The organism is Pseudomonas sp. B21-059 (assembly GCF_026016285.1).
GTDB lineage: Bacteria > Pseudomonadota > Gammaproteobacteria > Pseudomonadales > Pseudomonadaceae > Aquipseudomonas > Aquipseudomonas danubii.
In genome coordinates, this window is sequence record NZ_CP087201.1 from 2,275,619 (window position 1) to 2,297,857 (window position 22,239).

The window sequence follows — 22,239 nt, forward strand, 5'->3', positions numbered from 1 at the left end:
CGTATGGGGGCTCTGACGAAAGCTGAAATGGCCGAACGTCTCTACGAAGAGCTAGGCCTGAATAAACGCGAGGCCAAGGAATTGGTCGAGCTTTTCTTTGAAGAAATCAGGCACGCTCTCGAAGATAACGAACAGGTCAAATTGTCCGGTTTCGGTAACTTCGACCTTCGGGATAAACGCCAGCGTCCTGGCCGCAACCCGAAAACGGGTGAAGAAATCCCGATCACGGCTCGCCGTGTGGTCACCTTTCGTCCAGGGCAGAAGTTGAAGGCCCGAGTTGAGGCTTATGCTGGAACCAAGTCATAACGACGAGCTCCCGGTCATCCCGGGTAAACGCTACTTCACCATCGGTGAAGTCAGCGAGCTCTGTGCGGTAAAACCGCATGTGCTGCGTTATTGGGAGCAAGAGTTTCCTCAACTCAACCCTGTAAAACGCCGCGGAAATCGCCGGTATTATCAGCGCCAAGACGTGTTGATGATCCGGCAGATCCGCGCGTTGCTTTATGATCAGGGGTTTACCATCGGTGGAGCGCGCTTGCGCCTTTCCGGTGATGAGGCCAAAGACGACACCACCCAGTACAAGCAACTGATCCGTCAGATGATCTCTGAGCTGGAAGATGTGCTTGTGGTGCTCAAGAAGTAATTCATCGTATTAAATACTTCCACTTTTCAAAAGCTTGCGGTATATTCCTCAACGTTTCCTGAGAAGTGAAACAGGTTTCACGCCTAGTCGGGGCGTAGCGCAGTCCGGTAGCGCACTAGCATGGGGTGCTAGGGGTCGAGTGTTCGAATCACTCCGTCCCGACCATATTTTCTGATGAAAATCAGACACTTAAGCCGATCATCTAGATCGGCTTTTTTGTGCCTGCGCAAAACACGCGCAAAACTTGCGCAAAACTAACCGGTAATTTCGCTGATATTTAGGTCTGGAATTGCTTCTGACCAGACAATTTCGGCGTGGTCTTTCTGGTAGTTTTTGGTCATTGTCTCGCTGGCGTGGCCGGCGATCTTCTGACCATCCTTTCCGGCTTTCTGATAGAGGTGCAGTGACAGCGCCCGCACTTCGTGGAAGCCCGGCATTTCCTCCTCTTTCCATCCCTTGTAACAATCCGCCGCTTCCCGGGCTTCTTTGAAGGCTCGCGTCAGATATCGTTCTTCGACCTGTGTCCAGTGGTCCTTCGTCTGCGCCTGTTTCTGCTTCTTGCGGTCTGGCCGGCGATGGATCAGGTAAGGCGAGACGATGTCATCCCGGCACCGGCTGATAACGGCCTGTAGCTCTTCGGTCACCTTGAACCGAATCCATGCCGCATCGCTGGCCTTGGCCGTCTTCTGTTGCACCACATACAAATAACCTTCCCGAACACCATCGAATCGCATGTTCAAGATGTCCGTCCGGCGTTGCGCGGTGATCAACGCGAGGTCGATCGCGTTCTGCAGCCAGAACGGCGACTTCTCCCGGATGGCTTTCAGGCCTTCGACGGTGTGCCGCTTGCGTTGCTTCTTCTCGATTCGGTTGATGGTGCTGGCTGCTGGGTTGTCCGGGCACAGGCCTTTAGCCGCTGCGTGGTTGAAGATGTCGATCAGCAGTGCGCGGCACTGGTTTGCAGTCCGAGGCGTGAGGGCGTCCAGCATCTTTGCGATCATTCGGATCGTGATCTCGTCGAGGGCCTGGCCTTCGAAGTGCTTTCGAAAGCGGCGAAAGTGGACGGCATAAAGGCCCAGGGTGCCCTTGGCTAGCTCGCGCGGCGGCAGGACATCGCGCTCATAGATATCGAGGAAGCCGGCGAAAGATTCAGATGCGTTGCCCATTACCGTGCCCACCAGATCGGCTCCGCGCATGAACTCCAGGTTCAACTGCTTCGCGGCGTCGATGGCTTTTAGGCGATCGGATCCGAACGGGAAGAACTTCCCGTCGGCCGGCCTCCGGTAGCGATATGTCCCGCGCCGCGCATCGAAGTACAGATTCTGCGGAAGGCTCTTGTTCGCAGTTTTGCGCGGCCTTGGTGCCATCATGCAGCTCCTTTCAATACCATCGCGACGAGATCGTTACCGGCTGACTTGGTGAATGCAGCCCAGTCAACGTACCAGAGCTTGCCTATCTTCTCGCCGGGCACCTTGCCGTTGCGAATGTAGTTTCGGATTGCCTGGGGGCATGGTGGAGTGCCGTTTTTACCCCAGTGTCTGCGCTGAAATTCGCTTATTTTTATCAACTCTCGGTTCATTGGTTACGCCCGGTTGATAGGCGGTTGGAGTAGCGCACGGGAAAGGCTTCTCCCTCCCACCGGCCAGGCTTTCCGCGTATCGCGCCATATTGCTCGAAGCGTCGAGGGTTCTTGCTCGCGAATAGCTTCTCGCATGCCTCAAGCAGGGCTGTCTCATCCTCTATCGCCATCAACTCCTGGCCAGCAATCGAACCAACTTGAATCCATCCCGACTTGGCGCGTCCGTAGTTCTCCGTCTTGAATAGGCGGTAGCGATTCCGGTGCCCGGTATTGGGGGATGAGGTTTCAGAGTTCAGGTAGAAGGCGACACCCTTACCTCGCACCCGCAGGAGTGTTCTAGCCATTCTGGTGCTCTCCCTGCTCCGCAGTAGCTTTCAGTTTGAGGCTGATACCGCATGCTGCAGCCAGGGAGGTGAGCTCACCGACGGTTGTTGATGCTTCCTGTAGCGCTTGGCCGAAGCGAACCAGGCGAGCGCCAAGACTGGCGAATTCATTTCCATGAGAGGGGGTTGTAGTAACGGGCATGCTTTTCTCCAGGCAAGCCGAGGGCCTGCCGCGTTGTTGGCTTCGCAAAAAATGGATGGGGGGTAAACCAGCTCGCAGCTGGCGTTTAGCTAAATTAGCATAAAGTAATGTTTATGCAATGCATTTTGCTAAATTTCAGATTGCTAATTTTTGAGTAAGGCAGGGAAGGGCATTGCTAATCGTAGTGGCGAAGTAATGGTGCTAGATTCTGTATCAGGGTAGTTCTGGCTGGAGCTATGAATAGATTTTGGATCTGAGGGAAGCCTGCGTCTTGATAGGTGGAGTTTTCGTGCTGATCCTCCAGCGCTTCGGAAGTTTTATTGAATGACAAAGAAACAGCCAGCGGATGCCAAGACTGTGACTGCCGCTGATATCGAGCGGTCTATCCAGGCCCTCAACAAAATGGCTGAACGGCTTTGGGGGGATGGTAGGGAGGTCGAAGCAAAAGCCCTCCTAGACGCGCTAGATGGATTAAACAGGGCCTTAGATAGAATCAGAATCGGTGAAAGTCGCAGGGTTAGGACGCTTCATTGAGAAACGTGGCTGTGCTTGGTTAAAGGTACCGCGGCTGATCCCCATCTCTGAACGGAATCATCCGCCTCTATTAGGATTTACAATCACTATCGCGCATCATCTAAAAAGGAATTGAGATGACTGATATTCACGCTGAATTCCAGCAGAGTAAGTACTTCCATAGTTCCAGGATAGATAGACGCTCAGCTGACGCTCTCGTTGGTTTGGCGGCAGGCCTCGCCGCCGACGGCGTCGTGTCTACCGCTGAAGGCCTATTCCTCAACGACTGGCTTGAAACGAATCTCACTCACCTTGATGATCCTGTCATCAACCTGCTGTATTCGCGGCTCTCTAACATGCTCTTGGATGGGGTGCTAGACTCAGAGGAGTCTATTGAGCTTATCGGCTTGCTGCAGAACTTTTCGGGCCTGAGTGCCGAAAAGCCAAAGGCTAGCGATCAAACCTTCAGCACGCCCAACGACCTTCCCTTCAATCGTCCAGAACCAGATCTCACTTGGGACGGCAGATTGTTCGTTTTCACTGGAACCATGGCCTACGGACCTCGAAAAGCCTGTCAGGCCTTAGTAGAAGAGCGTGGCGGCATCATCGGTGGAGGGGTAAGTAAAAAAATTCACTACCTAGTGGTTGGCAGCATTGGAAATGACCAATGGCGCCACAGCTCCTATGGGACCAAAATAATGAAGGCGGTGGAGTTGAGAGAGGGTGGAACACCTATCGCCATCATCGGCGAGCAGCAATGGCAGCACGCGCTTTTTGGGTGAGTTGATGAGGTAGGGCTAATTCCTGATGGAGTTTCTAGAGTTTTTGGGAAATCTTTGCAGCTCACTCTGCAATTACCAACCCTATCAAAAACCTCGCCGCGTCTTCACACGTGGGTTTGTAGCTTTCTGTGTGATGGTTGTGGTGCTTGAGCTGATGACGTTGAGCCATTTCTATGGGCAACCAGGTTGGTGCTTGGGGCTGTATAGGGAAACTTGAGCCAGCGCGTGGTTTGGCGGAGTGGAATGCTGTAGGTTCGCTAGGAAAAGATAAAGTCTGAAAGAAGCGCCATGATTTAATGCATGGCGCTTTTTTTATGCTTGCATTTTTATGATGCCGCGCAGCATTATGCAAGCAATAATGTTTGAGGATGCTTGCATGCCTGAAAAGAATGAGTCAAAAGCTGCTGGCGGTAAAGCACGTGCTGCTGCCCTCCCAAAGAGCAAGAGAAGTGAGATTGCAAAGAAAGCTGCTTCTGCGCGCTGGGGTCTTAAGGCATCACACAAAGGCAACTTTTTGCAGGACTTTAGTGTAGATGCTGAGTGCTACGTGCTTGAAGATGCTAAAAAAACTGCAGTTATGACGCAACGCGGGATTGCCGCAGCCCTTGGCTTGAAAAACCCAGGTGGTAACGACTTTGAGCGCCTACTTGCGAGGAAAAGTCTGGCTCCATACGTTGGTGCTGACTTGCTCGAAAAAGTGTCACAACCTATTGAATTTAAATGGGTTTATCCTGGTGCCAAACAGGCCGAGATGACAATCCGCGGTTACAGCGCAGACATCCTGATCGACGTATGCAATGCCATCCTGGATGCTGATGCTGCCGGCAAGCTGACCAAGAGCCAGGCCCCACTTGCAATGCAGGCTAGGGTGATTGTCAACGCTTCGGCGAAAAATGGTATCACTAATCTTGTATACGCTCTGGCCGGCTACCAGCCAGAGGTCGATGAAGTAATCCAGGCATTCAAGGCCTTTGTACAAGAAGAGGCTCGAAAATATGAGCAAGAGTTTCCGAATGAGCTCTATTTGGCATGGCATCGTCTGTATCAAATCCCAGTACCTGCACGCGGCAAGCCTTGGAAGCTAATGCATCTAACCAGACGCCATATCTACTATCCACTGGCCAAAAGTAGCGGAAGGATTTTGGATTTACTGAGAGCGCTACGTGATAAGGACCCTAGTAAGAAAAAGCTCTTTCAATTCCTAAACGAAGTGGGGACGCGAGCAATGCGGATGCATATGGGGCGCGTGCTGGAAATGGCAGAGTCATCTGCATCCTCTAGGGAGTACGAAGAAAAATTCACCACTAGGTTTGGAGGGCAGCAAGAGATGGAGCTCATCCCAGCTGCCGACAAGGACTGATCAATCCAGCCCGGCCCAGTGCCGGGCTTCTTGTATCTGTAAGGCGCTCTTCACAGTGTTACGATTGCCGACCTCGATTGCCTGGACCTATTTCCAGTGACTCCCATCATCTGCGCCAATGAGCTCGACCTCTGCGTCTCCATGTCTGACTTCGTCACATGGGTAGAGGACGAGTGCATACCCAATGCTGATCTGGCAGCGGCCTTGAAGGCTATGGGTGTCACCCTCAATATCACCGAGCTCTACGACACCTATTTTGACGACACACCCGTTGGCGCTGGCGACGTGCACATTTATCCATCCGCTGAGAATAAAAGCTTCCTGGTCATCGATCTGTATCGAGAGCTAACCGATCAGCTTGATATCGTTACCGCCTCATTGAAAATTGAGTCAGAGCTACTCACATTAGTCCTGCCGCATCTGAGGCGTTTTTTTGATGCCGCCGAATGTCAGGTTGCATTTAGGCAATCCAGCCATTCACAACAGCTACGTTCACTGATCGAAGAAGGCAGGTACCCGGTCCTGATAGATGAGAGTGGATATCGGCAGCAGCTAATTGCCCATATCTGAAGTCTCTTACCCCCTGGCCTGAATTCGATCCGCCGCCACTGAGCGGGCTTTTTACTCTAGGTTGAGGGGAGAGCGGTAACCAGCTCCTCAAGGGAGATAATGTCTGTCTCCAGGTAGGAAGATCCGGCGTATGTCATAGCTAGCTGTTCGCCTCCAACCTCAACTATGTCGACAAGCCCGAACAGGGAGAGCAGCTCTAGTCCTTCGGCCTTACCTATCTCTGGTTCTTCAGAGTCATCCTCATCAGCGAACTGAGCAGCGAGGTGCTGTGCCTCCTTATGGGTCTCGAGCAGTTCTATTGCTGTGGGCGCCCAGTGCTTGGAGTGATCACAATAGGTGATGGTGTCTGGATGTCCTGAGCTCATGAGGTAGTAGGCGTATTTCCCAACGAGTGCTTTGCGGTCTGGGTGTTCTGGGCCGCGGCGAATAATCCAGGCTCCATTTGGTCCCCTGGTGCTGATGTGAGGGATCAGGACCAGTTGGCGGACATACGGTGAATATTCGAAGAAGTCGATGGGGAGGGCTGGGCGGCCGAGGTGTAGCTCAGAGCTACCACACCTAAACTTTGATCGATGACTGTCTGCAGAGGACCATGAACCGAATGGTTCCTGCTCCCTCATAAGTTTGATAATCGCTGGGATCAGATCCTGAGACTTGCGCCCCATCATCGGAGCGCAGCGTTTGAAATACGCTTCATCCTCTGCAACGGCGTCGCTTGGAAGTGGGGCAAGCATCTGCTTCCCGATCTCTACAAACTCCCACTCCCAGAGCCCATCACGCTGCATATCAACCGCGTCGTGATATTCATCATGGTAGGTGCGTAGTTGTTCATCCCGCAGCGGGATAGCGTCCGTTTCCCGAGCCGCTCTGCCAGCATGGATATCTGGCTTGATCGCTTCGATCGCTGCTTTCCAATCGCATCCTGGGCCTGACCAGATCAGAACCGCTTCTGGGAATGCCACGCCTGATGCGTTCTCGCTTGGATTGCCAGGGTAATAGCGCACGAGTGAAAGGGAGCCAAAGAAGGCTCTAGCCCACACCCGGGTTGAGGGCAAGGCACCTTCGCTTCGCAACCCTATTACCAGATCCAAATCTCCGCACTTCATCGCGCCGCGGGCATAGGACCCAACGGCCCAGATCGATTTGATTTCTATCTCGCAAGTAAATTCGCTATAGATGTCTTTATGCGCGATGGTGCGGATGGAGTGCTCATCAAGCCTCTGGCAGATCCGGATCAGCTTTTTGGTGAACGACTCACGGGGATGACGCTTTTCGAGTGCGGCCATGCTCTCATCTCTGCAGGGCGGGGCGAGGAGAACGACCGTATCATTCCGGACGTTTGTAACACCATTAGCAATGAGTACGGGGAGATAGTTTTCAGGCCGCATAAAAAAGCCCGGTCCTATAGCCGGGCTTTCTCAAGCTTCTTCTGTCACCGATTTAGGCACATTCAGGTGCACGTTGAACCTGCTGAGCAATTTCAGCACCATGGTCAATTTCTGCTTTTCGCAGGTCATAGGCGGACTGAAGATTCGCCCAGAACTGTGGGCTCGTATCAAAACAAGCAGCTAAGCGTAGAGCTACGTCTGCACTGATATTGCGACGACCACGTACAATGTCATTGACTGTAGGCGCAGATACATTCAACAGCTTCGCAAGAGCTGCTGGAGAAAGGTCCATGGGATGGAGATATTCTTCCCTGAGAATTTCGCCCGGATGTACAGGGCGCATACCATTAATAAACACGATTTCACCTCAGTGGTAGTCTACAATCGCAACGCTTTCTGGCCCATACGCACCCCAGATGAAGCAAATTCTGAACTGGTCATTAATTCGGATGCTGTGTTGACCCTTTCGGTTCCCTTGTAGCGCTTCCAGCCGATTGCCAGGCGGCGATTTCAGATCCTGAATGCTTGTTGCTGCATCGAGCATGGTCAGCTTTCTTTGTGCGACCGAAAGGATTCCCACCCATCTCCGGGAGGACCCTGTCTTGTAGAGACTTTCTGTCTCGCCGCAGCCAAAGCTAATGATCATTATTAACGCTTAACGTTATTCGTTAAGGGGAGTGTAGTGCCATCCAAAGCCGAATAGGGCTATTCCGATGAGTGGTTGACGTTGGCGTAGCCACCCAGCTCACCAATTTCGGCCTTCTTCGATCCCTCGCACTCCAGGCTACATTGGCGATGGGGAAGGGACGCCCTTATCCCCTTGCATCGAGGGTATGTAGAGCATCCATAGAATTTCCTACCGGCGTAGCGTCCCTTCCTAGCAGTCCTTTCAACGACGCTACTTCCACAAAGCGGGCAGAGTCCGAGTTGAACCCATTCTGATGCCGTTGGTTTGGTAGGAAGTGGAGCTTGCGCGGCCTCACGTTTTTTACGATCTCGAGTTTCAGACCGCCCCTTGAAGAAGGAATAAATAGCAACTCCGGCGCCGAAGATCAGTAAAAGTACAATTCCGCCGGCGCCTCGACCACCTCGGCCCCCACGTCCTCCGCGACCACCCCTCGCAAGCGTTGGGGGCGTGATTGCCAATACAGCGAGAGTCAGCAGTGCCCTGCGGGTCATATCCTTTTTACTCATGATGGCGTCCTGCCTTCGCAGATCTTTTTCGCGACTCTATCAACCTAGCGTGCCCAGCCCAACGCAGCATCCTGATTGTGTTCCTTGGTTGTACAGAGCTGGCTGTTACCTTTTGCTAACTGGCGATAGACTTAGTGCCATTGCTGGTTGGATAGCCAGTGGTAGGTATTGGGCTCAGTTTTGGAAGGAGGGCAGGAATTGGTGCGAGAGTACGTATCGTTGGACGTATCCTGCTCGGAGGTCAAGGGTAAGAGCTTGGCGGTGCTTGCATCCATTGCTGATCAGCTATCTTCAATTGTCCAGCCAGATGCTGAGTTCAATCCCGAAACTATCTATATCAAGGGAGAGAAAAACACTCTTCTGGGGATAGCGATTACTTACTCCGAGCTTTCTGAGTATTTTAGAAGAGCAACAGGTAGGCATGTGCCGGCATTATTTGAAACGCGGCAGAGTGCGGTTGATTCAAATAAGGTCATGGTCAATAGGGAGTGGCTTGAGCGGCAGGTGAGCGACGCCGAGAAGAGGGTTGCTCCACAGATCGGGGAGGTAACTCAAACTGATATTGATGAATCAAGCGGGGAGAGGTTTCAGGGGGGCAATCGTCTCGCCAGCGACCGCCCATCTGAGTTTAATAACAGTAAGGAGGTTGCGCGCTCTGCAGGGAATCGACTCGCCCTACAAGATATTCAGGTTCGTCTAGCTGAAGCAGAGTCATTAATTGTCGAGCTGAAAGCCAAAGAAAAAGCTTCAGCCGACGATAGTCGAAGTCTTTATAACGAGCTCCGAGCCAAGGATAGAAAAATCCAAGAAAAGGATGCGCAGATTGAGCTGTTGAGCGCGGAGCTCGATGTGTTTTTGAATTGCTTCAACCCTGAAAATCCGCTTCACCCGAAAGGGCTGTATGAGGCTTTCCAGTGCTGGCAAGCGGTCACTGATAATGGAACTCGCGATCCATCTGGTCCTGGGGGGAGAGGGGCTCAGAGTCTCGTTCTCGAATGGCTGAAATCTCGAGGGGAGCCTGATGTCGGTTCTATGAAGAAGTCTGGTTTACGGATAAAGCGTCTGGCAACCGTGATTGGCTGGCGCGGGAAGGGTAGCGGCGCAATCAGGTCAAAATAATAGGTCACCCATTCATGGGCCTTTATTTTTCTAGCTTTCGTCTTTTCACGCTGGCCGGCTTTGCTGAATAGGTGACCCATTAGTGTAGGAGAGGTGCTGGCCTGTGTATAACTTTTGAATCAAGCTATACCTCGTTGATTAAGCACGGGGCCAAAAATGCACTGCCATCACCAAAAGCTGGATGGATTGTCCATTTTTCAAACGTTATCGCTTGTAGGCGCCATCATTACTGATGCCCTTCAGAAGGCTCTCGTACGCGCCAGGTATTTCGGCTTCAAGCTCTTCCACAAGCGATGGGTCCTGATCGAGCTTCATCTTCATGCCCATTATAACTATCAACTGAACTGCCTGATCGAAGGCTATTTTCTTGGTCTCAGCAAACTCTTCAATTTTGGAGATCATTTCGTCAGACAAACTGAGCGTAATTTCTTTTTTGCCGGGCGGCTTGAGGTCGTCCTTATGAACGTCAAGCGCCTCCGCCAGCTTCATCAGGACTTTGAGACGAGGTTGGGCCAAGTCCGATTCGTATCTGGATATCTGCGACCAAGAAATTCCCGCCTTAGAAGCAAGATCACGTTGAGTCATCGCTTTCTCTGCTCTGAGGCGAGCCAGGCGCTTTCCAAAGCTCTCGTTCATCTTTGTCAATTTATGGCTAATTCATTGAAGTGAAATTACGCGGTGAGTGGCACAAACGCAACAAAGACAACAATAATGTTGACGAAAGCAACAAACGCAACGAAACTCAACAAACACAACAAGGTGCCGTGTGTGACATCTCGATGGAGGAAGCAATGAAAACAGAAGAAACCAAGGTCGTTGGGGTTCGACTAGAGATCCTGATGAGAAGTGCTCTAGCTGCTAAAGCCAAGGAAAATGACCGTAGCATGAGCAGGGAGATCGTCTATCGATTGAGGAAATCGTTGGAGCAGGAGGTGGCCCGTGGGTAGGGGATCCATAAAAAAACCTCAGCGCCGGCCAGCGCTGAGGTTTGGATAACGTCAATCTTCTAGGAAAAACGTCATGGTTAAGCATACCGAAGTAACCGAAAAACTCAATGCTGGCGCTAGCAAGGTGCCGGTAACCATTGAGCAGTCATTCACCCGTTGTAATAGCGAGCGCCAGGAGTTGTTTGCTGTTTGCTCAGGCATTTCTGTAATAGATGCGCTTGGTGAGGCGTCTTGCATCCTCAGCGAGCTCAAAGGACAACTGGAATTCATGGCAATGGGGGGAAATGCTATCCCATCCATCAATGCCTGGTCGTTTTTCCGGGCAGTAGATTCCGCTAAGGCTGTAATCGACTCAGTCCAAGCGGGCCTGGAGGAAGTGTAATGAATATCTCCTCCAATCCACATGGGCAGCCGTTGGGCATCACGACACATTTCCAGATTCAGCAGAATGTGTCGCAAGCCCGCATGTCTTCTCGCGAGATCGCCGATCTGGTTGGCTCTCGTCACGACAAGGTCAAACAATCCATCGAAAGGCTGGCGGAGCGTGGTGTGATTCAACTTCCCCCAATGGGGGATGTTAAAAATCACCAGGGTCAGACCGTTGCCGAGTATCAAATCTGCAAACGCGATACTTACATCATCGTCGCGCAGCTCTGCCCTGAGTTCACGGCTCGCTTGGTCGACCGCTGGCAAGAGTTGGAAGAACAGGTAGCCAAACCAGCCTTCGACTACGCCGCGGTACTCAGCGACCCTCGAACACTCTTGGCGCTGCTCACCGAAAACGTGACGAAGGTCGTTGCGTTGGAGGCTGACAACACTGAGCTGACCAAAGAGAACCATCTTCTGGAAGTGAAGGTCGAGCAGGACGCGCCAAAGGTGGCCTTCCACGACATGGTTGTGGTGTCACACAAGACGTACAACGCTGCTCAGGCCGCGAAGATCATTGGCACTGGCCGTACAAGGTTGCTGCAGTTCATGCGGCAGAAGGGTTGGGTGACCAGGACCAATGAACCGTACCAGGCGAAGATCGAGGCCGGCTTGCTCGATGTGAAGCTGGGTACCTTCGATCATCCGACCCAGGGCACGATCCCAACGTGCTCGACGTTGATCACCGGCAAGGGGCTGACCAAGCTGCAGGCCATGTGGCAGAGCAGGGAAGCGAACTTGCTTGAGCAGTAGAGAAGAGAGCTCGGCCTAGCGCCGGGCTCTTTGCTTTGTCCCAAAGCTGTATGGTTTAGGGCGGGGCTAGATGTTAGTTTTTGGAAAACGGATATCGAGTTCCCAATGACCCCTGAAGAAATAGATTTAGAAGAAGCGGCTTTTCAGTTCGCCATTGCACACCGTCGTCCTCTCGCAAAGAAAATTGTCGATACCGATGTTTTTATTCCTGAGCGTGCTCCGCTCACTGTCTTTATGGCGGGCTCACCTGGAGCAGGGAAAACAGAGGTTTCCAAGGCAATGGTGGAGGCTCTGGAGAAGGGGCGCCAGGAGGTTGGGGGGCGTCGTGTACTCCGAATTGATCCTGACGATTTCCGGGAGCTTATTCCGGGGTACTCAGGCGGAAACTCTTATCTTTTCCAGCGAGCTGTGACAAAGATCCTCGAAAAGGTCTTGGACAGGGCTTTTGAAAAGCGTGTTTCGTTCATCCTTGATGGGACGATGTCGAACCTTGGTGTAGCAAAGCGGAATATCGATAGGGTTCTGAATGGGAACCGAGCAGCCCAAGTAATGTACGTCTATCAGCGCCCAGAGCTCGCTTGGGAGTTCGTGAAGGCACGGGAAATAACCGAGGGAAGAAATATTCCCATGGAAAAATTTGCTCAACAGTACCTGGCGGTGCGGAAGAATATTGTTGAGCTGAGGCAGTCCTATGGGCAGGATCTTCAGATAGATTTGCTTGTAAAAAACACTGATAGCTCCGAGGAATTCTATGAGCCAAGGGTAACAGTGGAGCAGATTGACGCTCTAATACCTGAGACCTATGATTACCAGCAGCTCATTGAGCTTCTGACTGAGGCTGATCGTCATGCGTAAAACTGACACCGAAGACTCCAGCCTGTTGGCGGATTTCTTCAGTAACGCCTCCTATGAAACCAAACGTGAGGTTTTCAGGGAGGTGCTTCACAAGGCAAGCACCTCTCAGCGTGAGGTGGTTGCACACGCGGCAAAAATCAAATGCTCACTGTCCACTAGTGACTCTGGTAGTAACAAAAAGCCAGGCGGTTAGTTTTTGAGTGCCCATTAGAAGCTCAGCCCGCCCGCTGGGCTTTTTCGTTTCTCCCCACCTTAGAAGTAATCACACAGAATGAAAAATCCCGGCGGAAGTGCCGGGCTTCTTGCATCTGGCTCAAGGCTTTTCGGCGTTGGCTTTCTCAAGCAAACCAGCGATGCCTTCTAGCAACACCAGGTCGGATTCCTTGAGCTTTCCCTTGGCTGCGGATCTGGCCAGCTTTTCGATCACAGCTATCGCCCTGGGCGAGGCGGACTGCTGCAGGGCTTTGTAAGCAGGGGATGGCTGGTCTCGAACTTCGTGGCGTGTGAACTCGCCCTCGATGATGTTTGAGCCATAGCCTCCTGGATTGACGAGGACGCCTGGGGCGAGGCCGATCTTCTGCTCGAGGTTGAGCGCAGCCTTCTCTCCGAGCCCCCGATGCCCATTGAGAATCTGGGACAAATAGGACGCGTCCAGATCGTGCTGATCGGCGAAGTCTTTCTGGCTGAGTGGGCCGATCACGCGCCGCAGCGCTTCGACCCGAAGAGTTTTCATATCCATAGACGAATAGTGTCCCTGCGTTAGCAAACAGTAAATTATAAATTGCTATTGCTATGAAAATTAGCAAAGAGTAATCTTTGAGTCCTTAGGAGGATGACCATGACGCTAATCGAATTTATGCGCTCCCTGGACGCCGTTTCGCTGGATGCCTTGGCTAAGCGTTGCGATACCAGCGTGGGCCAGCTCAAGCAGGTTGCTTACAACGTACGTCGAGCCAACCCAGCTCTCGCTATCAAGCTTGAACGCGAGTCGGGGAGGGCGGTGACCTGTGAGGAGCTTAGACCTGATGTTGACTGGGCATATTTGCGGAACTCCTTGGCTGAGGCCAAGCAGTCAGCTGCCTGAAGTGGTCGGCAATAGCTCTGAAACACAATCTTTAAACTTGATTAAAAGTCTTCCTGCGGTTGTGAGCCCATTGTGCTCACCAAGCGAAAGCGCTGCCACGACAACCACGAAGAGGTTTCCCGAATGGAACAGGTACATCGCGCAATTCATGAGGCAGTGCTGGAAGCGGGGCCAAAGCAGTTGGCTCACCTGATGGGCATGAGCCACACCGCGCTGCTTAATCGCAGTAACCCGAACGACGACTCGCACCGGCTGAACCTGGAGCAGTTTCTACAGATTCTGGTGCACAGCAAGAACCCTGAGCCACTGCAGCTTTTGGCTGGCGCTCTGGGTTATGTCCTTGTTCCTCAACATAGGCCTGAAGGGGTCAGTCTGATTCAGGCGCTGGTGCACTTGGCTGCCGAGTCAGGTGATGTCTCTCGTGCTGTCCACGACGCCCTTGCGGATGGTCGTGTTACTCAAATCGAGAAGGCAGGTATCCAGAAAGAAATCGGCCATGTGCGGCAGAGTTTGCTGGTACTGGAGGAGTCGGTGAAGGCGGCTTGAGCAAGCCGAGTGCAGTCTTAAATGGGGCTGATACTCAACTGATTCAGCCAGTCAGCGACCATGAGGTTCCTCACATGGAACAGGCTGTCAGGGCATGACTTGCATTATTTCAAACGGGCGGATGATGAGATTCGCCCGGCTCAGAAAGCAACAAACCCGGCGGGAACCGGGCTCATTAAATCGTCCTGTGCAACCAGGACAACACATCTAACAGAGGCACCTAATCATGGCACACGCAATCCGCAGTGAACAAGTTCGTTCTCGTGTTGGCCTTTCAGCAATGCCACCTGCGCCACCTTATCCGCTTGAAGAGGTTGGCTTTGATATCGGATGCATTGGTTTCTGTGTGCAAGGGATCCATCGCGAGCGTGGCATTAGGCGTTTCCTGACTCACGAGATCGGTCGTTCCGATGCAAAAGTAGCTCTTGAGCTGCTTATTCCTGAAGTCCCAGAGGCCGAGTTGTCTCTTTCTGCAAAAGGCTTTTTCAGCCAGGAAGTACCTGAGTTTGAAAGAAAGGCCGCGATCATGAGCTCGATCATTCGAGCGTCGAAATTTGAAGCGCGTCCCGGCAGATTCATTTTAGAGGCGGTGGGTTGGTATGGGCCGGCGGCCAAAGCTCTGGCTGAACCAATCTGGATGCCGGTATGGAGGGCTGACCAATGAAATCGTCACTCATGCAGGTCCTTCAAACTTGCGCTCCAGAACAACACTTCATCAAACCCTCGCAGTTCTATTTGATAGAGGTTTTTGATGGCCGTGGTGCCTATGGATTCGGTTTTGGATTGACAGATGAGCGCGTGGCTCGCGAGTTACTCGAAATCTATGGCAGTGATCTCCTCGGTAGGATTACGAAGTTCTACACGCTAGATGAGCCCCCTGTAGAGGCGCAGGGTGACAAGCAGGCTCGTCGTTTCACTGCCCAGACTCATCGAATTAGCTCGTTGATTAAACGCTGCGTCCACGAGTCGTCGCCTGGGCGCGCCTTTCTGGTCGCGTTTGTTCAGCAGCATCGATCGACTATGCCGCTCAGCCACATTGCGTCCATGTTGGAGCACGCCAAGTACAAGCCTGACTTTGATGAGTTCACTTATATCCCTCTTCATCAGTCGGCGATCGGGAGGGCTTACCCATGAGCAGCGAGCTCGACTCAAAGGCGGTTTTGCCAGGCGCGACGGTTATCGACGAAGCCTACATGTGGCAGTTCACCAACGATCAGTTGGCCTACAAGGCCTGGATCGGCACGGACTTAGTGCAAGAGATTCTGTGGAGCGAGGAGGAGGGGGCACGGGACTGCATGCAAGACGCCAAGTTCGAAGCTTCCCACGCCTGCATGGCTCTCCGCGTGCTGGTGCGCCGTCTTACCGGTATGAACGCTGACATCTTCCGCCAAGCTGTGCAGCAGCGGCAGTTGGAGGTGCTGGTTCTGTGCCCCGAAGTTGATCAGTTTCCGGCAGGGGAGACCGTGCAATGAACACTCGTCTCCAAACGCAAACCGCAGAAAAAGGTCCGGTGTCGGTGATCGCTGGCCCCTGGCCTAGCTACGCGTCGTTCAGATCCCTCCCAGAGCGAGAGCGCTGGGTACTGTATGGCAGCGCCAAAGCGTACCGTGAGGCGTTGGAAGACCAAGGCCTGATCATGGCAGAGGGTTACGACGATTTCGTCCGTCGCGTGACCGGGGAGCTTGAGCTGTGAGCAGCACATACGGGTTCATCTACATCATGGGCAGCGAGGCGATGCCTGGGGTTTACAAAGTCGACATGACGGCCTACTCACCTCGACGCCGCGCTATTGAGTTGTCCCGCGGAACTGGAGTTCCTGCTGAGTATCAGGTGCTCTTTTATGGCGAACATGACAACGCTCTAGCCTGGGAGCAACTGGTACATACCGCGTTGGCTGATCGGCGCGTTTCTGAAAACCGGGAGTTTTTTCGGGGGCCGTTGGCCGATATTATTCGCACCATTTCCGGGGATGGCGAGTTGCTTTCCGAGTGGCTTTCGGATGAGTCGAAAGAGGCATTGGCGCCTGGCTGTATGAGTTCGCAGCAGCCGCTCTGGTTTGAACAGAACCTGCATAGCCCAGGTTACATCGAGCGGGCTCGGAGGGGGCGACTGTGAGCAATGCAGTCAATGTGGAAAAGGCCACGCCGACGATCTTCTATGCCAAGCAGGCGCCCTACAGCTCGGTCAGCAATGACGTTGTGGCCATGATCATCAATCCAGATGCCCTGGCTATTTGGACTTACCTGCAGACCCGCTCCAGTGACTGGAAGGTGATCGGATCGTACTTGCAGGACAGGTTCTCGATCGGTCGCGAGCGCTACTCGAAGGCCATGGCGTGCCTCAAGGACCTGGGGCTGGTTAGCCATGAAGTCGTGCGCGAGGAGGGTACCGGCAAGGTGCTTGGCCGCCGTGTAATCGTCCACTACGAACCGAACCTACAGGTTTCCGAATATTCGGTTAACCGAAGTGTGGGTTTGCCGAACTGTGGGGAAACCGACAACTACTTAATAAAGGATTCTATTACTCAATCAATAGAGAAAGAACCAACGGTCGCTAATGCTCCCTCGGCGTCGAGGAAGAAGGCTCAGAAGTTCGATCCCCTTACCGCCAAGCCGACCAACGTGAGCGAAAAGGTTTGGGCCGACTGGTGCCAGCACCGCAAGGAGATCCACAAACCGCTGACCGCCAAGAGCTGCGAGCAGCAGGCCGAGGCGCTTGCCAACCATCTAGCACCAGATGCGGTGATCAACCAGTCCATCAGCAATGGCTGGACCGGCCTTTTTCCGGACAAGGTGCTGGCTGGTGCTGGCGCCAAGACTGGTAATCCCTCCGCGTTCAACAACCTGCCCAACCACACCCCTGACATGTATCCGGAGGTGCCGAATGGCCAAGCTAATTTCTAATTTTTGTCGGCAGCCTCGAGTTCGTTTCTTTGATATCGAATGCACGATCCATGGCTCGGTGAATAGTTCTGAGACGGAGCAGTTCGATGGTTCTGTGCTTGCTCGGGGGTGCAAGCACTGTCACTGGGAGGCCCTGCATACAGCGCCCAAATCGAGTGCGGCGTATACCCAGGCGAGCAGTAGGAAGAAGGCTGAAGACCTCAATAGGTTGCTCGTAGGGGCTGGTATTGCACCACGGTTCCAAGGGTGCACATTCGACAGTTACAGGACCGCTGCAGGGGACGCAGGTATGGCCAAGGCCCTCAATGCATGCAAGGACTACGTTGCTCGGTTTTCCGATAACTACGCCGCCGGTCGATCGCTCGTCCTTTCCGGAAACGTTGGCAACGGAAAAACCCATCTTGCTTGTGCGTTGGTTCAGGCCGTTATTCGTGAGCATGGCGCCCAGGCTGTGATTACCACGGCAGCTGAGATCATTCGTGTTTTCAAAGGGGCGATGGATCGAGGTGCCGAGTATTCAGATCGCGATGTTCTCAGCGAGCTATCGGGTTTCGACTTGCTCGTGATTGATGAGCTTGGAGCCCAAAGCGGTAGTGCTTACGAACTGGGCGTTTTGCATGAGGTTATCGATCGCCGTTATCAGTATGTTTTGCCAACGGTGGTGGTGTCGAATCTGGCTACTGCAGATCTTGCTCGTTACATCGGAGATCGGGCGCTGGATCGCCTTCGCCAAGCTGGCGGCCAGGCAGTCGGGTTTACCTGGGCATCAGCGCGAGGTGCTGTATGACACGAGAACTGTTTAGCGATGAGGCAGAGCACGCTCTGTTGGGCGCCATGTTATTGGACTCCGACTTATTCGACTCCATCACCGCCCAAGTGCAGGTGTCGGACTTTCATGACCCTGAGAATGCTGCGCTGTTTCAGACCATGATCGGCTGTCACGCGGCAGGCTGTCCCGTTGACCCTGTAACGCTGCATGACTTCTCCGAGTACTTACCAAGCGGCACCCGCACCATGGCCTATGCGGGCGAGCTGGCGCGTAACACGCCAAGCACTGCTAACTGGAAGGCCTACGCCAAGGTCGTGACAGAACGCGCCGTTCTGCGCCGCCTGGTTGATGCTGCCGACGCAGTGCGCGAGCTAGCAACCGAGAACCGACCGGTCGCCGAGATCATTGCCAACGCCCAGCAGGCAATGGCGGATCTGCGAGACCTGCAAACCGGTGAACCGGACTACAAACGCATGGATGAGGTAGTGACGCGCAACATCGACATAATCGACTCCAAGTTCAACGGCGCGCTGCAATCTGGTTTGTCGACCGGGCTGGTGGATCTGGACAAGCTGATCCGCGGCCTACGGAAAAAGACAGTCACCATCGTGGCCGGGCTTCCGGGGAGTGGTAAAACCACGCTCGGCCTGCAAATTGCCCAGCACATCGCGTGCAGTGGCTCCGGCGTCGGTATGGTTTTCTCGTTGGAAATGCCGGAGGAAGAACTGGGCAACCGTGCGCTCGCTTCAATTGGCGGCATCGACCTGAGAAAACTTGATGACGGTCAGCTGCAGGATGATGACTGGCCACGACTGACTTCGGCCGTGAGCAAAATCCTCGATAAGCCTCTGTTCGTTTGCGACAGATCTGGACTGACCGTGGCGCGCATCCGCAGTATCGCCCGCCAGGTTCAGCGCGCCCAAGGTCTCGACGTGGTCGTGATCGATTACATCGGCCTGATCGGCTCCGAGGGCAAGTCGTTCAATCGGACCTCGGAGCTCGGCAAGATCTCCACCGGAATAGTGAACATCGCCAAGGAGCTGGAGGTGCCGGTGATCCTGCTGGCGCAACTCAACCGCGACTCAACGAAGCGCCCAGGTAAGAAGCCCATCGCTTCCGACCTTCGCGACTCAGGTCAAATCGAGGCGGACGCCCACTGTATCATCCTCGTCCATCGCGACAACGACTCGGAGGAGGGCCAGAACGGTGTTACCGAACTGATCATGCCTAAGTGCAGACATGCGCCGGTAGGATCTTGCCTAGTTCAGCAGCAGGGTCAGTTCGCCCGTTTCGTCAACTTCACCGGTAACCGCGGACCATCGAACGAGGAGGTTGAGATGGGTCGTGGATTTGTCAGTAAGTACAAGTCGTCAAACCATTCTCGGAGTGGTGAATGATGAGCAATGTAACGGCGGCACTACCGCGTAAGAGCCTGAGCTCAGTCGAGTGTAAGTTCCTGAAGGTCGGCAACCGGATGCTGCTGGAACAAACCAATGGCCGGATCGCTTCGGCGGCCCTGATGGATATCGTTGCCGATTGGCACAGTACCCGGGCGAACATCGGTTTCGAGCAGTTCGCCAAGAACTGGATCGCCGAGGGCAACGCCAAGAACAAACACGCCAACAAGCTACTGCGAGAGCTGTTCGGCCTTGATCAAGATCCGACCCCGCGGAGGGCTGCATGAAGAAGCGAACGTATATCGACAAGCCCTTGGGGGACACTGAGTACATGCTCGAACAATGGGGCTGGTGGCGAATGGATGGAATGGGTGTGCCGCGCTACACGTCGTCTTTGTATGCCCTGATGAGGGACAATGTGCCGTCGGAGGGGGGCGTGAAACAGTACGTGATCACCGACGACTTGGCTCTGGCCGTAGATGGTGCTGTTGGCAAGCTGAGCAAGCGTGACGAGCAGATGGGAGGATTTATCTGGCTGTACTACGGCGCGAAGTGGCCGGCACTCCGGGTCGGTCGTGAGAATGGGATTAGCGAGGCGAAGGCCAGGGAGGTTATCAAGGCCGGCGTAGCTTGGATCGATTGCGCGCTGGAGCAATTCCGAGATGCTGCGTAAAAAGTTCTTTCCTCGCGGATAAACACCTGTTTTCATGGCAGCGTGTTTAGCTTTTCAAGCGCGACACCAAACAGAAAGCCCGGCCCTTGAATCGGGCTTTTTTGTGTGGTTAATTTGGCGACCATTGACAAGCAAGGATAGGCACATGAGTCGCTTCGGAATGCTCGTTAGACAGTTTCGTGCTAGTGATAAGCGTCTTGCGGATCAGGCTGACTATTTAGTCCTTCATGCCGAAGAGCTGGCTGAAGACTTTGGCTTGTGGCTGTCTCAGACCGAGAGTGGCCAAACAGATCCACTTTGTCAGCCCATCGAGGTTAAGGCGGTAGGGCACTACCTGGATGATGAGGGCGAGCCTGCCTACAACGATAATCTCCTTACTGGAGAGATTGGCGACACCTTGAACTTCGCGCTTGAGTTCAAGTTGGCTGATGTCGAGATTTCGAAGGTTCCGAGCATCATTCGGCTGCCGCTCACGATGGTGGTAGCTGAGGACGGTGTAAAGGTGAGCGTCAGCGAAACAGCGCGAGAGTTTGGTTACAAGCGCACTAGAACGCCTGAGTTTTTGTTCGATGACCTGTATGCAATTTGCCAGAAAACGCTGGCTGTTTAAGTGAGCGCTTTCCAAAAGAGCCCCGCCAAGTGCGGGGCTTTTTGTTTTCGCTGGCATGTTGTATATGTGATGGCTCTTCAATGTCATCAAGGATAGACAGCATGTCGGACGCGCCTAAGCAACAGCTATCAAGGCAGGAAAAACTGAGTCGATCGCTGGCTGATTCGTTGTACGTGAAGCAAGAGTGGGAAGGCAGAAGTATTGATCCACTGCTTCAGTCCGTCGTTCACAACACAAATATCTATCAGTCAAACGAGCATGAGATCACGCTTACTGTTGGCGGAAATCTGATATCTGGGATTCTAATTTCAGGCAACGCTTTTATGGATCTCTGGGCGGACGAATTTGCCGCTGTTTTCACTAAAGAGAATGGGGTTGCTGATCAAGTTAGAGATCTGTACTTGAACTGGAGGGTTGATCCCGATGAGTTGCTTAGGGATCCGCAACCGCCTCAGTTCATTCATCTAAAGGCCGCTGAAATTTACTCTACAAACGGTCGGCCAATTCTCGCGGGCGGTTCGCTCTGGAGAGGCAAGCTATCTGGAGTGGACGGTTTTAACCTTGGTCGGTTGGTTTTTAATCTGTAAAGCACCGGCCCTATGCACCCATTGTAAGCCTCGGCAATCGCCGGGGCTTTTTCATTTGCGCTCCCCGAAAGGGAGGAATCGAGTATGTCCAACATGCCAGAAAAGAACCCCGACCTATGGGCGGCAGCGCTGGCATGGTTTGCGGCCCATCAGCCGCAAATCTATGCAGGTGGTACGGCCGCCATTGTTGCCGTATTCCGCGTGATCTATGGCGGTGGCAGCAGACGCAAGATGGTGCTGGAAGCTGTCATCTGCGGCCTGATCGGTTCCAGCCTTATTCCGCTGCTTGAGTACTTCACGCTCCCGGCCAACCTGGCCACCTTCGCTGGCTGCATGGTCGGCTTTGTTGGAGTAGAGAAGCTGAGGGACTACTCCGATCGGTTCATGAGCCGCAAGGCCGAGGGCTGATCCGCGCCACGTTTTCGAACGCGCCAAATCGTGGCGCGATAGCTCAGAAAATTGATGTTGTCTGTGGATAGTTCGAAGTATTTCCACCTTTTGATTGTGGCTAGAACCTAGGCACTTGACGGAGTGCATCCCAAACAAATGCCGATACGATCATTGACCCTACAGAAAGTACGAAAACCTTGGCAATTACCGACGACTTGTCTTTGAGCGTTTGAAATGTCCATGCGAGGTTAGCAGCGGCGAGAGCGACAGTTGCTCCAATCACAAAACAGCCAGCAATCGTTTTCGCAGCCGGAGGCAAGTAATAGGTCGCATCGTAGAGTCTTGGTATGCCGAGCAGCATTGCTATGCATATGCCCATATTTCTCAAGCTATCAAAGATAGTTTTTGTATCATCTGGCGTGCCGAAGACTCTTTGAATTATCGGTCGAGCTTTGCCATCCTGCGGCTTGGAGGGAGGGATGTCCGATGTGTTCTGTTTCGGTAAGGAGCGAGGATTTTTGACTGCCTCTAGAGGCTCATTTGCTGACATTCATGGGGCTCTTGTGGAATTGTTGATCGGTGCATGCATCCTGCGATTGCTGCTCTTGCCGCGACGATGTCATTGC

General features: G+C 53.3%; 35 protein-coding genes and 1 tRNA gene. 27 read left to right on the forward strand and 9 right to left on the reverse strand.

The window, feature by feature from the left end; genetic code table 11:
• The first annotated feature begins 3 nt into the window (after positions 1 to 3).
• From ihfA to LOY69_RS10440, 3 genes are all read left to right on the forward strand, one after another.
• The gene (gene ihfA, locus LOY69_RS10430; protein WP_002553164.1) at positions 4 to 306 is read left to right on the forward strand and encodes an integration host factor subunit alpha; all 303 of its coding nucleotides are present in this window, start codon (positions 4 to 6) and stop codon (positions 304 to 306) included.
• The gene (locus LOY69_RS10435; RefSeq protein ID WP_007920509.1) at positions 287 to 643 is read left to right on the forward strand and encodes a MerR family transcriptional regulator; all 357 of its coding nucleotides are present in this window, start codon (positions 287 to 289) and stop codon (positions 641 to 643) included. The genes ihfA and LOY69_RS10435 overlap by 20 nt, the downstream gene beginning before the upstream one ends.
• A gap of 88 nt (positions 644 to 731) precedes the next feature.
• Positions 732 to 808: transfer RNA gene (locus tag LOY69_RS10440), tRNA-Pro, on the forward strand.
• 89 nt (positions 809 to 897) lie between these two features.
• On the opposite strand, the gene LOY69_RS10445 is transcribed toward LOY69_RS10440, so the two are convergent.
• Both LOY69_RS10445 and LOY69_RS10450 read right to left on the reverse strand, forming a co-directional pair.
• Entirely contained in the window at positions 898 to 2,010 is a 1,113-nt protein-coding gene (locus LOY69_RS10445; protein WP_265074883.1) for a phage integrase Arm DNA-binding domain-containing protein, read from the reverse strand.
• Positions 2,010 to 2,222 carry a hypothetical protein gene (locus tag LOY69_RS10450; protein ID WP_265074458.1) on the reverse strand — a complete coding sequence of 71 codons (213 nt, stop codon included), beginning with the start codon at positions 2,220 to 2,222 and terminating at the stop codon, positions 2,010 to 2,012. The genes LOY69_RS10445 and LOY69_RS10450 overlap by 1 nt, the downstream gene beginning before the upstream one ends.
• Before the next feature lie 849 nt (positions 2,223 to 3,071).
• Here LOY69_RS10450 and LOY69_RS10455 point away from each other — a divergent pair.
• The 4 genes from LOY69_RS10455 to LOY69_RS10470 all read left to right on the forward strand — a co-directional run bounded on the left by LOY69_RS10455 (position 3,072) and on the right by LOY69_RS10470 (position 5,972).
• Entirely contained in the window at positions 3,072 to 3,281 is a 210-nt protein-coding gene (locus LOY69_RS10455) for a hypothetical protein (RefSeq protein WP_265074459.1), read from the forward strand.
• Positions 3,282 to 3,397: 116 nt separating this feature from the next.
• Positions 3,398 to 4,042: an NAD-dependent DNA ligase gene (locus LOY69_RS10460; RefSeq protein ID WP_265074460.1), complete on the forward strand. Its 645-nt coding sequence runs from the start codon at positions 3,398 to 3,400 to the stop codon at positions 4,040 to 4,042.
• Between the two features lie 376 nt (positions 4,043 to 4,418).
• Positions 4,419 to 5,402: a P63C domain-containing protein gene (locus tag LOY69_RS10465; protein ID WP_265074461.1), complete on the forward strand. Its 984-nt coding sequence runs from the start codon at positions 4,419 to 4,421 to the stop codon at positions 5,400 to 5,402.
• 96 nt (positions 5,403 to 5,498) lie between these two features.
• On the forward strand, positions 5,499 to 5,972 hold the full coding sequence (locus LOY69_RS10470) for a hypothetical protein (RefSeq protein WP_265074462.1): 474 nt from the start codon (positions 5,499 to 5,501) through the stop codon (positions 5,970 to 5,972).
• Between the two features lie 56 nt (positions 5,973 to 6,028).
• On the opposite strand, the gene LOY69_RS10475 is transcribed toward LOY69_RS10470, so the two are convergent.
• The 4 genes from LOY69_RS10475 to LOY69_RS30380 all read right to left on the reverse strand — a co-directional run bounded on the left by LOY69_RS10475 (position 6,029) and on the right by LOY69_RS30380 (position 8,554).
• Complete coding sequence (locus tag LOY69_RS10475; protein WP_265074463.1) at positions 6,029 to 7,258, reverse strand: hypothetical protein; 1,230 nt, start codon at positions 7,256 to 7,258, stop codon at positions 6,029 to 6,031.
• Positions 7,259 to 7,412: 154 nt separating this feature from the next.
• On the reverse strand, positions 7,413 to 7,703 hold the full coding sequence (locus LOY69_RS10480) for a HigA family addiction module antitoxin (protein WP_413787145.1): 291 nt from the start codon (positions 7,701 to 7,703) through the stop codon (positions 7,413 to 7,415).
• A gap of 24 nt (positions 7,704 to 7,727) precedes the next feature.
• Positions 7,728 to 8,006 (reverse strand): type II toxin-antitoxin system RelE/ParE family toxin, encoded by a 279-nt coding sequence (locus LOY69_RS10485; protein ID WP_265074465.1) that lies wholly within the window; start codon positions 8,004 to 8,006, stop codon positions 7,728 to 7,730.
• Between the two features lie 59 nt (positions 8,007 to 8,065).
• Entirely contained in the window at positions 8,066 to 8,554 is a 489-nt protein-coding gene (locus LOY69_RS30380; RefSeq protein ID WP_320110046.1) for a topoisomerase DNA-binding C4 zinc finger domain-containing protein, read from the reverse strand.
• 261 nt (positions 8,555 to 8,815) lie between these two features.
• Here LOY69_RS30380 and LOY69_RS10490 point away from each other — a divergent pair, with 261 nt between their 5' ends.
• On the forward strand, positions 8,816 to 9,673 hold the full coding sequence (locus tag LOY69_RS10490) for a hypothetical protein (protein ID WP_265074466.1): 858 nt from the start codon (positions 8,816 to 8,818) through the stop codon (positions 9,671 to 9,673).
• Between the two features lie 204 nt (positions 9,674 to 9,877).
• Here the strand turns inward: LOY69_RS10490 and LOY69_RS10495 are convergent, their stop codons facing one another.
• Positions 9,878 to 10,309, reverse strand: a complete 432-nt coding sequence (locus LOY69_RS10495) for a helix-turn-helix domain-containing protein (protein WP_265074467.1) — start codon at positions 10,307 to 10,309, stop codon at positions 9,878 to 9,880.
• 29 nt (positions 10,310 to 10,338) lie between these two features.
• On the opposite strand from LOY69_RS10495, the gene LOY69_RS10500 reads away from it, so the two are divergent.
• The 4 genes from LOY69_RS10500 (at position 10,339) to LOY69_RS10515 (ending at position 12,654) form a co-directional block, all read left to right on the forward strand.
• The gene (locus LOY69_RS10500) at positions 10,339 to 10,620 is read left to right on the forward strand and encodes an Arc family DNA-binding protein (RefSeq protein ID WP_265074468.1); all 282 of its coding nucleotides are present in this window, start codon (positions 10,339 to 10,341) and stop codon (positions 10,618 to 10,620) included.
• Between the two features lie 73 nt (positions 10,621 to 10,693).
• Positions 10,694 to 11,002 (forward strand): DUF3077 domain-containing protein, encoded by a 309-nt coding sequence (locus tag LOY69_RS10505; RefSeq protein WP_265074469.1) that lies wholly within the window; start codon positions 10,694 to 10,696, stop codon positions 11,000 to 11,002.
• The gene (locus tag LOY69_RS10510) at positions 11,002 to 11,799 is read left to right on the forward strand and encodes a phage antirepressor KilAC domain-containing protein (protein ID WP_265074470.1); all 798 of its coding nucleotides are present in this window, start codon (positions 11,002 to 11,004) and stop codon (positions 11,797 to 11,799) included. The genes LOY69_RS10505 and LOY69_RS10510 overlap by 1 nt, the downstream gene beginning before the upstream one ends.
• A 105-nt stretch (positions 11,800 to 11,904) precedes the next feature.
• Positions 11,905 to 12,654, forward strand: coding sequence for a zeta toxin family protein (locus LOY69_RS10515; RefSeq protein WP_265074471.1), 750 nt, complete (start codon positions 11,905 to 11,907; stop codon positions 12,652 to 12,654).
• A gap of 313 nt (positions 12,655 to 12,967) precedes the next feature.
• Here the strand turns inward: LOY69_RS10515 and LOY69_RS10520 are convergent, their stop codons facing one another.
• A complete protein-coding gene (locus tag LOY69_RS10520; protein WP_265074472.1) occupies positions 12,968 to 13,393 on the reverse strand; it encodes a hypothetical protein in 426 nt (141 codons plus the stop codon).
• 99 nt (positions 13,394 to 13,492) lie between these two features.
• Here LOY69_RS10520 and LOY69_RS10525 point away from each other — a divergent pair, with 99 nt between their 5' ends.
• The 15 genes from LOY69_RS10525 to LOY69_RS10595 all read left to right on the forward strand — a co-directional run bounded on the left by LOY69_RS10525 (position 13,493) and on the right by LOY69_RS10595 (position 21,631).
• On the forward strand, positions 13,493 to 13,738 hold the full coding sequence (locus tag LOY69_RS10525; protein WP_016704879.1) for a transcriptional regulator: 246 nt from the start codon (positions 13,493 to 13,495) through the stop codon (positions 13,736 to 13,738).
• 123 nt (positions 13,739 to 13,861) lie between these two features.
• The gene (locus tag LOY69_RS10530; protein ID WP_265074473.1) at positions 13,862 to 14,284 is read left to right on the forward strand and encodes a phage regulatory CII family protein; all 423 of its coding nucleotides are present in this window, start codon (positions 13,862 to 13,864) and stop codon (positions 14,282 to 14,284) included.
• Positions 14,285 to 14,510: 226 nt separating this feature from the next.
• Entirely contained in the window at positions 14,511 to 14,948 is a 438-nt protein-coding gene (locus tag LOY69_RS10535; protein WP_265074474.1) for a hypothetical protein, read from the forward strand.
• Positions 14,945 to 15,418, forward strand: coding sequence for a hypothetical protein (locus LOY69_RS10540; RefSeq protein WP_265074475.1), 474 nt, complete (start codon positions 14,945 to 14,947; stop codon positions 15,416 to 15,418). The genes LOY69_RS10535 and LOY69_RS10540 overlap by 4 nt, the downstream gene beginning before the upstream one ends.
• The gene (locus tag LOY69_RS10545; protein ID WP_265074476.1) at positions 15,415 to 15,756 is read left to right on the forward strand and encodes a hypothetical protein; all 342 of its coding nucleotides are present in this window, start codon (positions 15,415 to 15,417) and stop codon (positions 15,754 to 15,756) included. Before LOY69_RS10540 ends, LOY69_RS10545 begins: the two co-directional genes overlap by 4 nt.
• Complete coding sequence (locus LOY69_RS10550; RefSeq protein ID WP_265074477.1) at positions 15,753 to 15,977, forward strand: hypothetical protein; 225 nt, start codon at positions 15,753 to 15,755, stop codon at positions 15,975 to 15,977. The genes LOY69_RS10545 and LOY69_RS10550 overlap by 4 nt, the downstream gene beginning before the upstream one ends.
• On the forward strand, positions 15,974 to 16,399 hold the full coding sequence (locus tag LOY69_RS10555; RefSeq protein ID WP_265074478.1) for a GIY-YIG nuclease family protein: 426 nt from the start codon (positions 15,974 to 15,976) through the stop codon (positions 16,397 to 16,399). Before LOY69_RS10550 ends, LOY69_RS10555 begins: the two co-directional genes overlap by 4 nt.
• Complete coding sequence (locus tag LOY69_RS10560; RefSeq protein WP_265074479.1) at positions 16,396 to 17,187, forward strand: DNA-binding domain-containing protein; 792 nt, start codon at positions 16,396 to 16,398, stop codon at positions 17,185 to 17,187. Before LOY69_RS10555 ends, LOY69_RS10560 begins: the two co-directional genes overlap by 4 nt.
• A gap of 289 nt (positions 17,188 to 17,476) precedes the next feature.
• The gene (locus LOY69_RS30385; protein WP_320110047.1) at positions 17,477 to 17,974 is read left to right on the forward strand and encodes an ATP-binding protein; all 498 of its coding nucleotides are present in this window, start codon (positions 17,477 to 17,479) and stop codon (positions 17,972 to 17,974) included.
• Positions 17,971 to 19,353, forward strand: a complete 1,383-nt coding sequence (locus tag LOY69_RS10570) for a replicative DNA helicase (RefSeq protein WP_265074481.1) — start codon at positions 17,971 to 17,973, stop codon at positions 19,351 to 19,353. Before LOY69_RS30385 ends, LOY69_RS10570 begins: the two co-directional genes overlap by 4 nt.
• The gene (locus tag LOY69_RS10575; protein ID WP_265074884.1) at positions 19,353 to 19,640 is read left to right on the forward strand and encodes a hypothetical protein; all 288 of its coding nucleotides are present in this window, start codon (positions 19,353 to 19,355) and stop codon (positions 19,638 to 19,640) included. The genes LOY69_RS10570 and LOY69_RS10575 overlap by 1 nt, the downstream gene beginning before the upstream one ends.
• Positions 19,637 to 20,026, forward strand: a complete 390-nt coding sequence (locus LOY69_RS10580) for an antiterminator Q family protein (RefSeq protein WP_265074482.1) — start codon at positions 19,637 to 19,639, stop codon at positions 20,024 to 20,026. The genes LOY69_RS10575 and LOY69_RS10580 overlap by 4 nt, the downstream gene beginning before the upstream one ends.
• Before the next feature lie 145 nt (positions 20,027 to 20,171).
• Positions 20,172 to 20,636, forward strand: coding sequence for a hypothetical protein (locus tag LOY69_RS10585; RefSeq protein ID WP_265074483.1), 465 nt, complete (start codon positions 20,172 to 20,174; stop codon positions 20,634 to 20,636).
• A gap of 101 nt (positions 20,637 to 20,737) precedes the next feature.
• Positions 20,738 to 21,223, forward strand: coding sequence for a gas vesicle protein (locus LOY69_RS10590; RefSeq protein ID WP_265074484.1), 486 nt, complete (start codon positions 20,738 to 20,740; stop codon positions 21,221 to 21,223).
• Positions 21,224 to 21,307: 84 nt separating this feature from the next.
• Entirely contained in the window at positions 21,308 to 21,631 is a 324-nt protein-coding gene (locus LOY69_RS10595) for a phage holin, lambda family (protein WP_265074485.1), read from the forward strand.
• 100 nt (positions 21,632 to 21,731) lie between these two features.
• Here LOY69_RS10595 and LOY69_RS10600 read toward each other — a convergent pair whose 3' ends face one another.
• The gene (locus LOY69_RS10600) at positions 21,732 to 22,163 is read right to left on the reverse strand and encodes a hypothetical protein (RefSeq protein WP_265074486.1); all 432 of its coding nucleotides are present in this window, start codon (positions 22,161 to 22,163) and stop codon (positions 21,732 to 21,734) included.
• Positions 22,164 to 22,239: the final 76 nt, after the last annotated feature.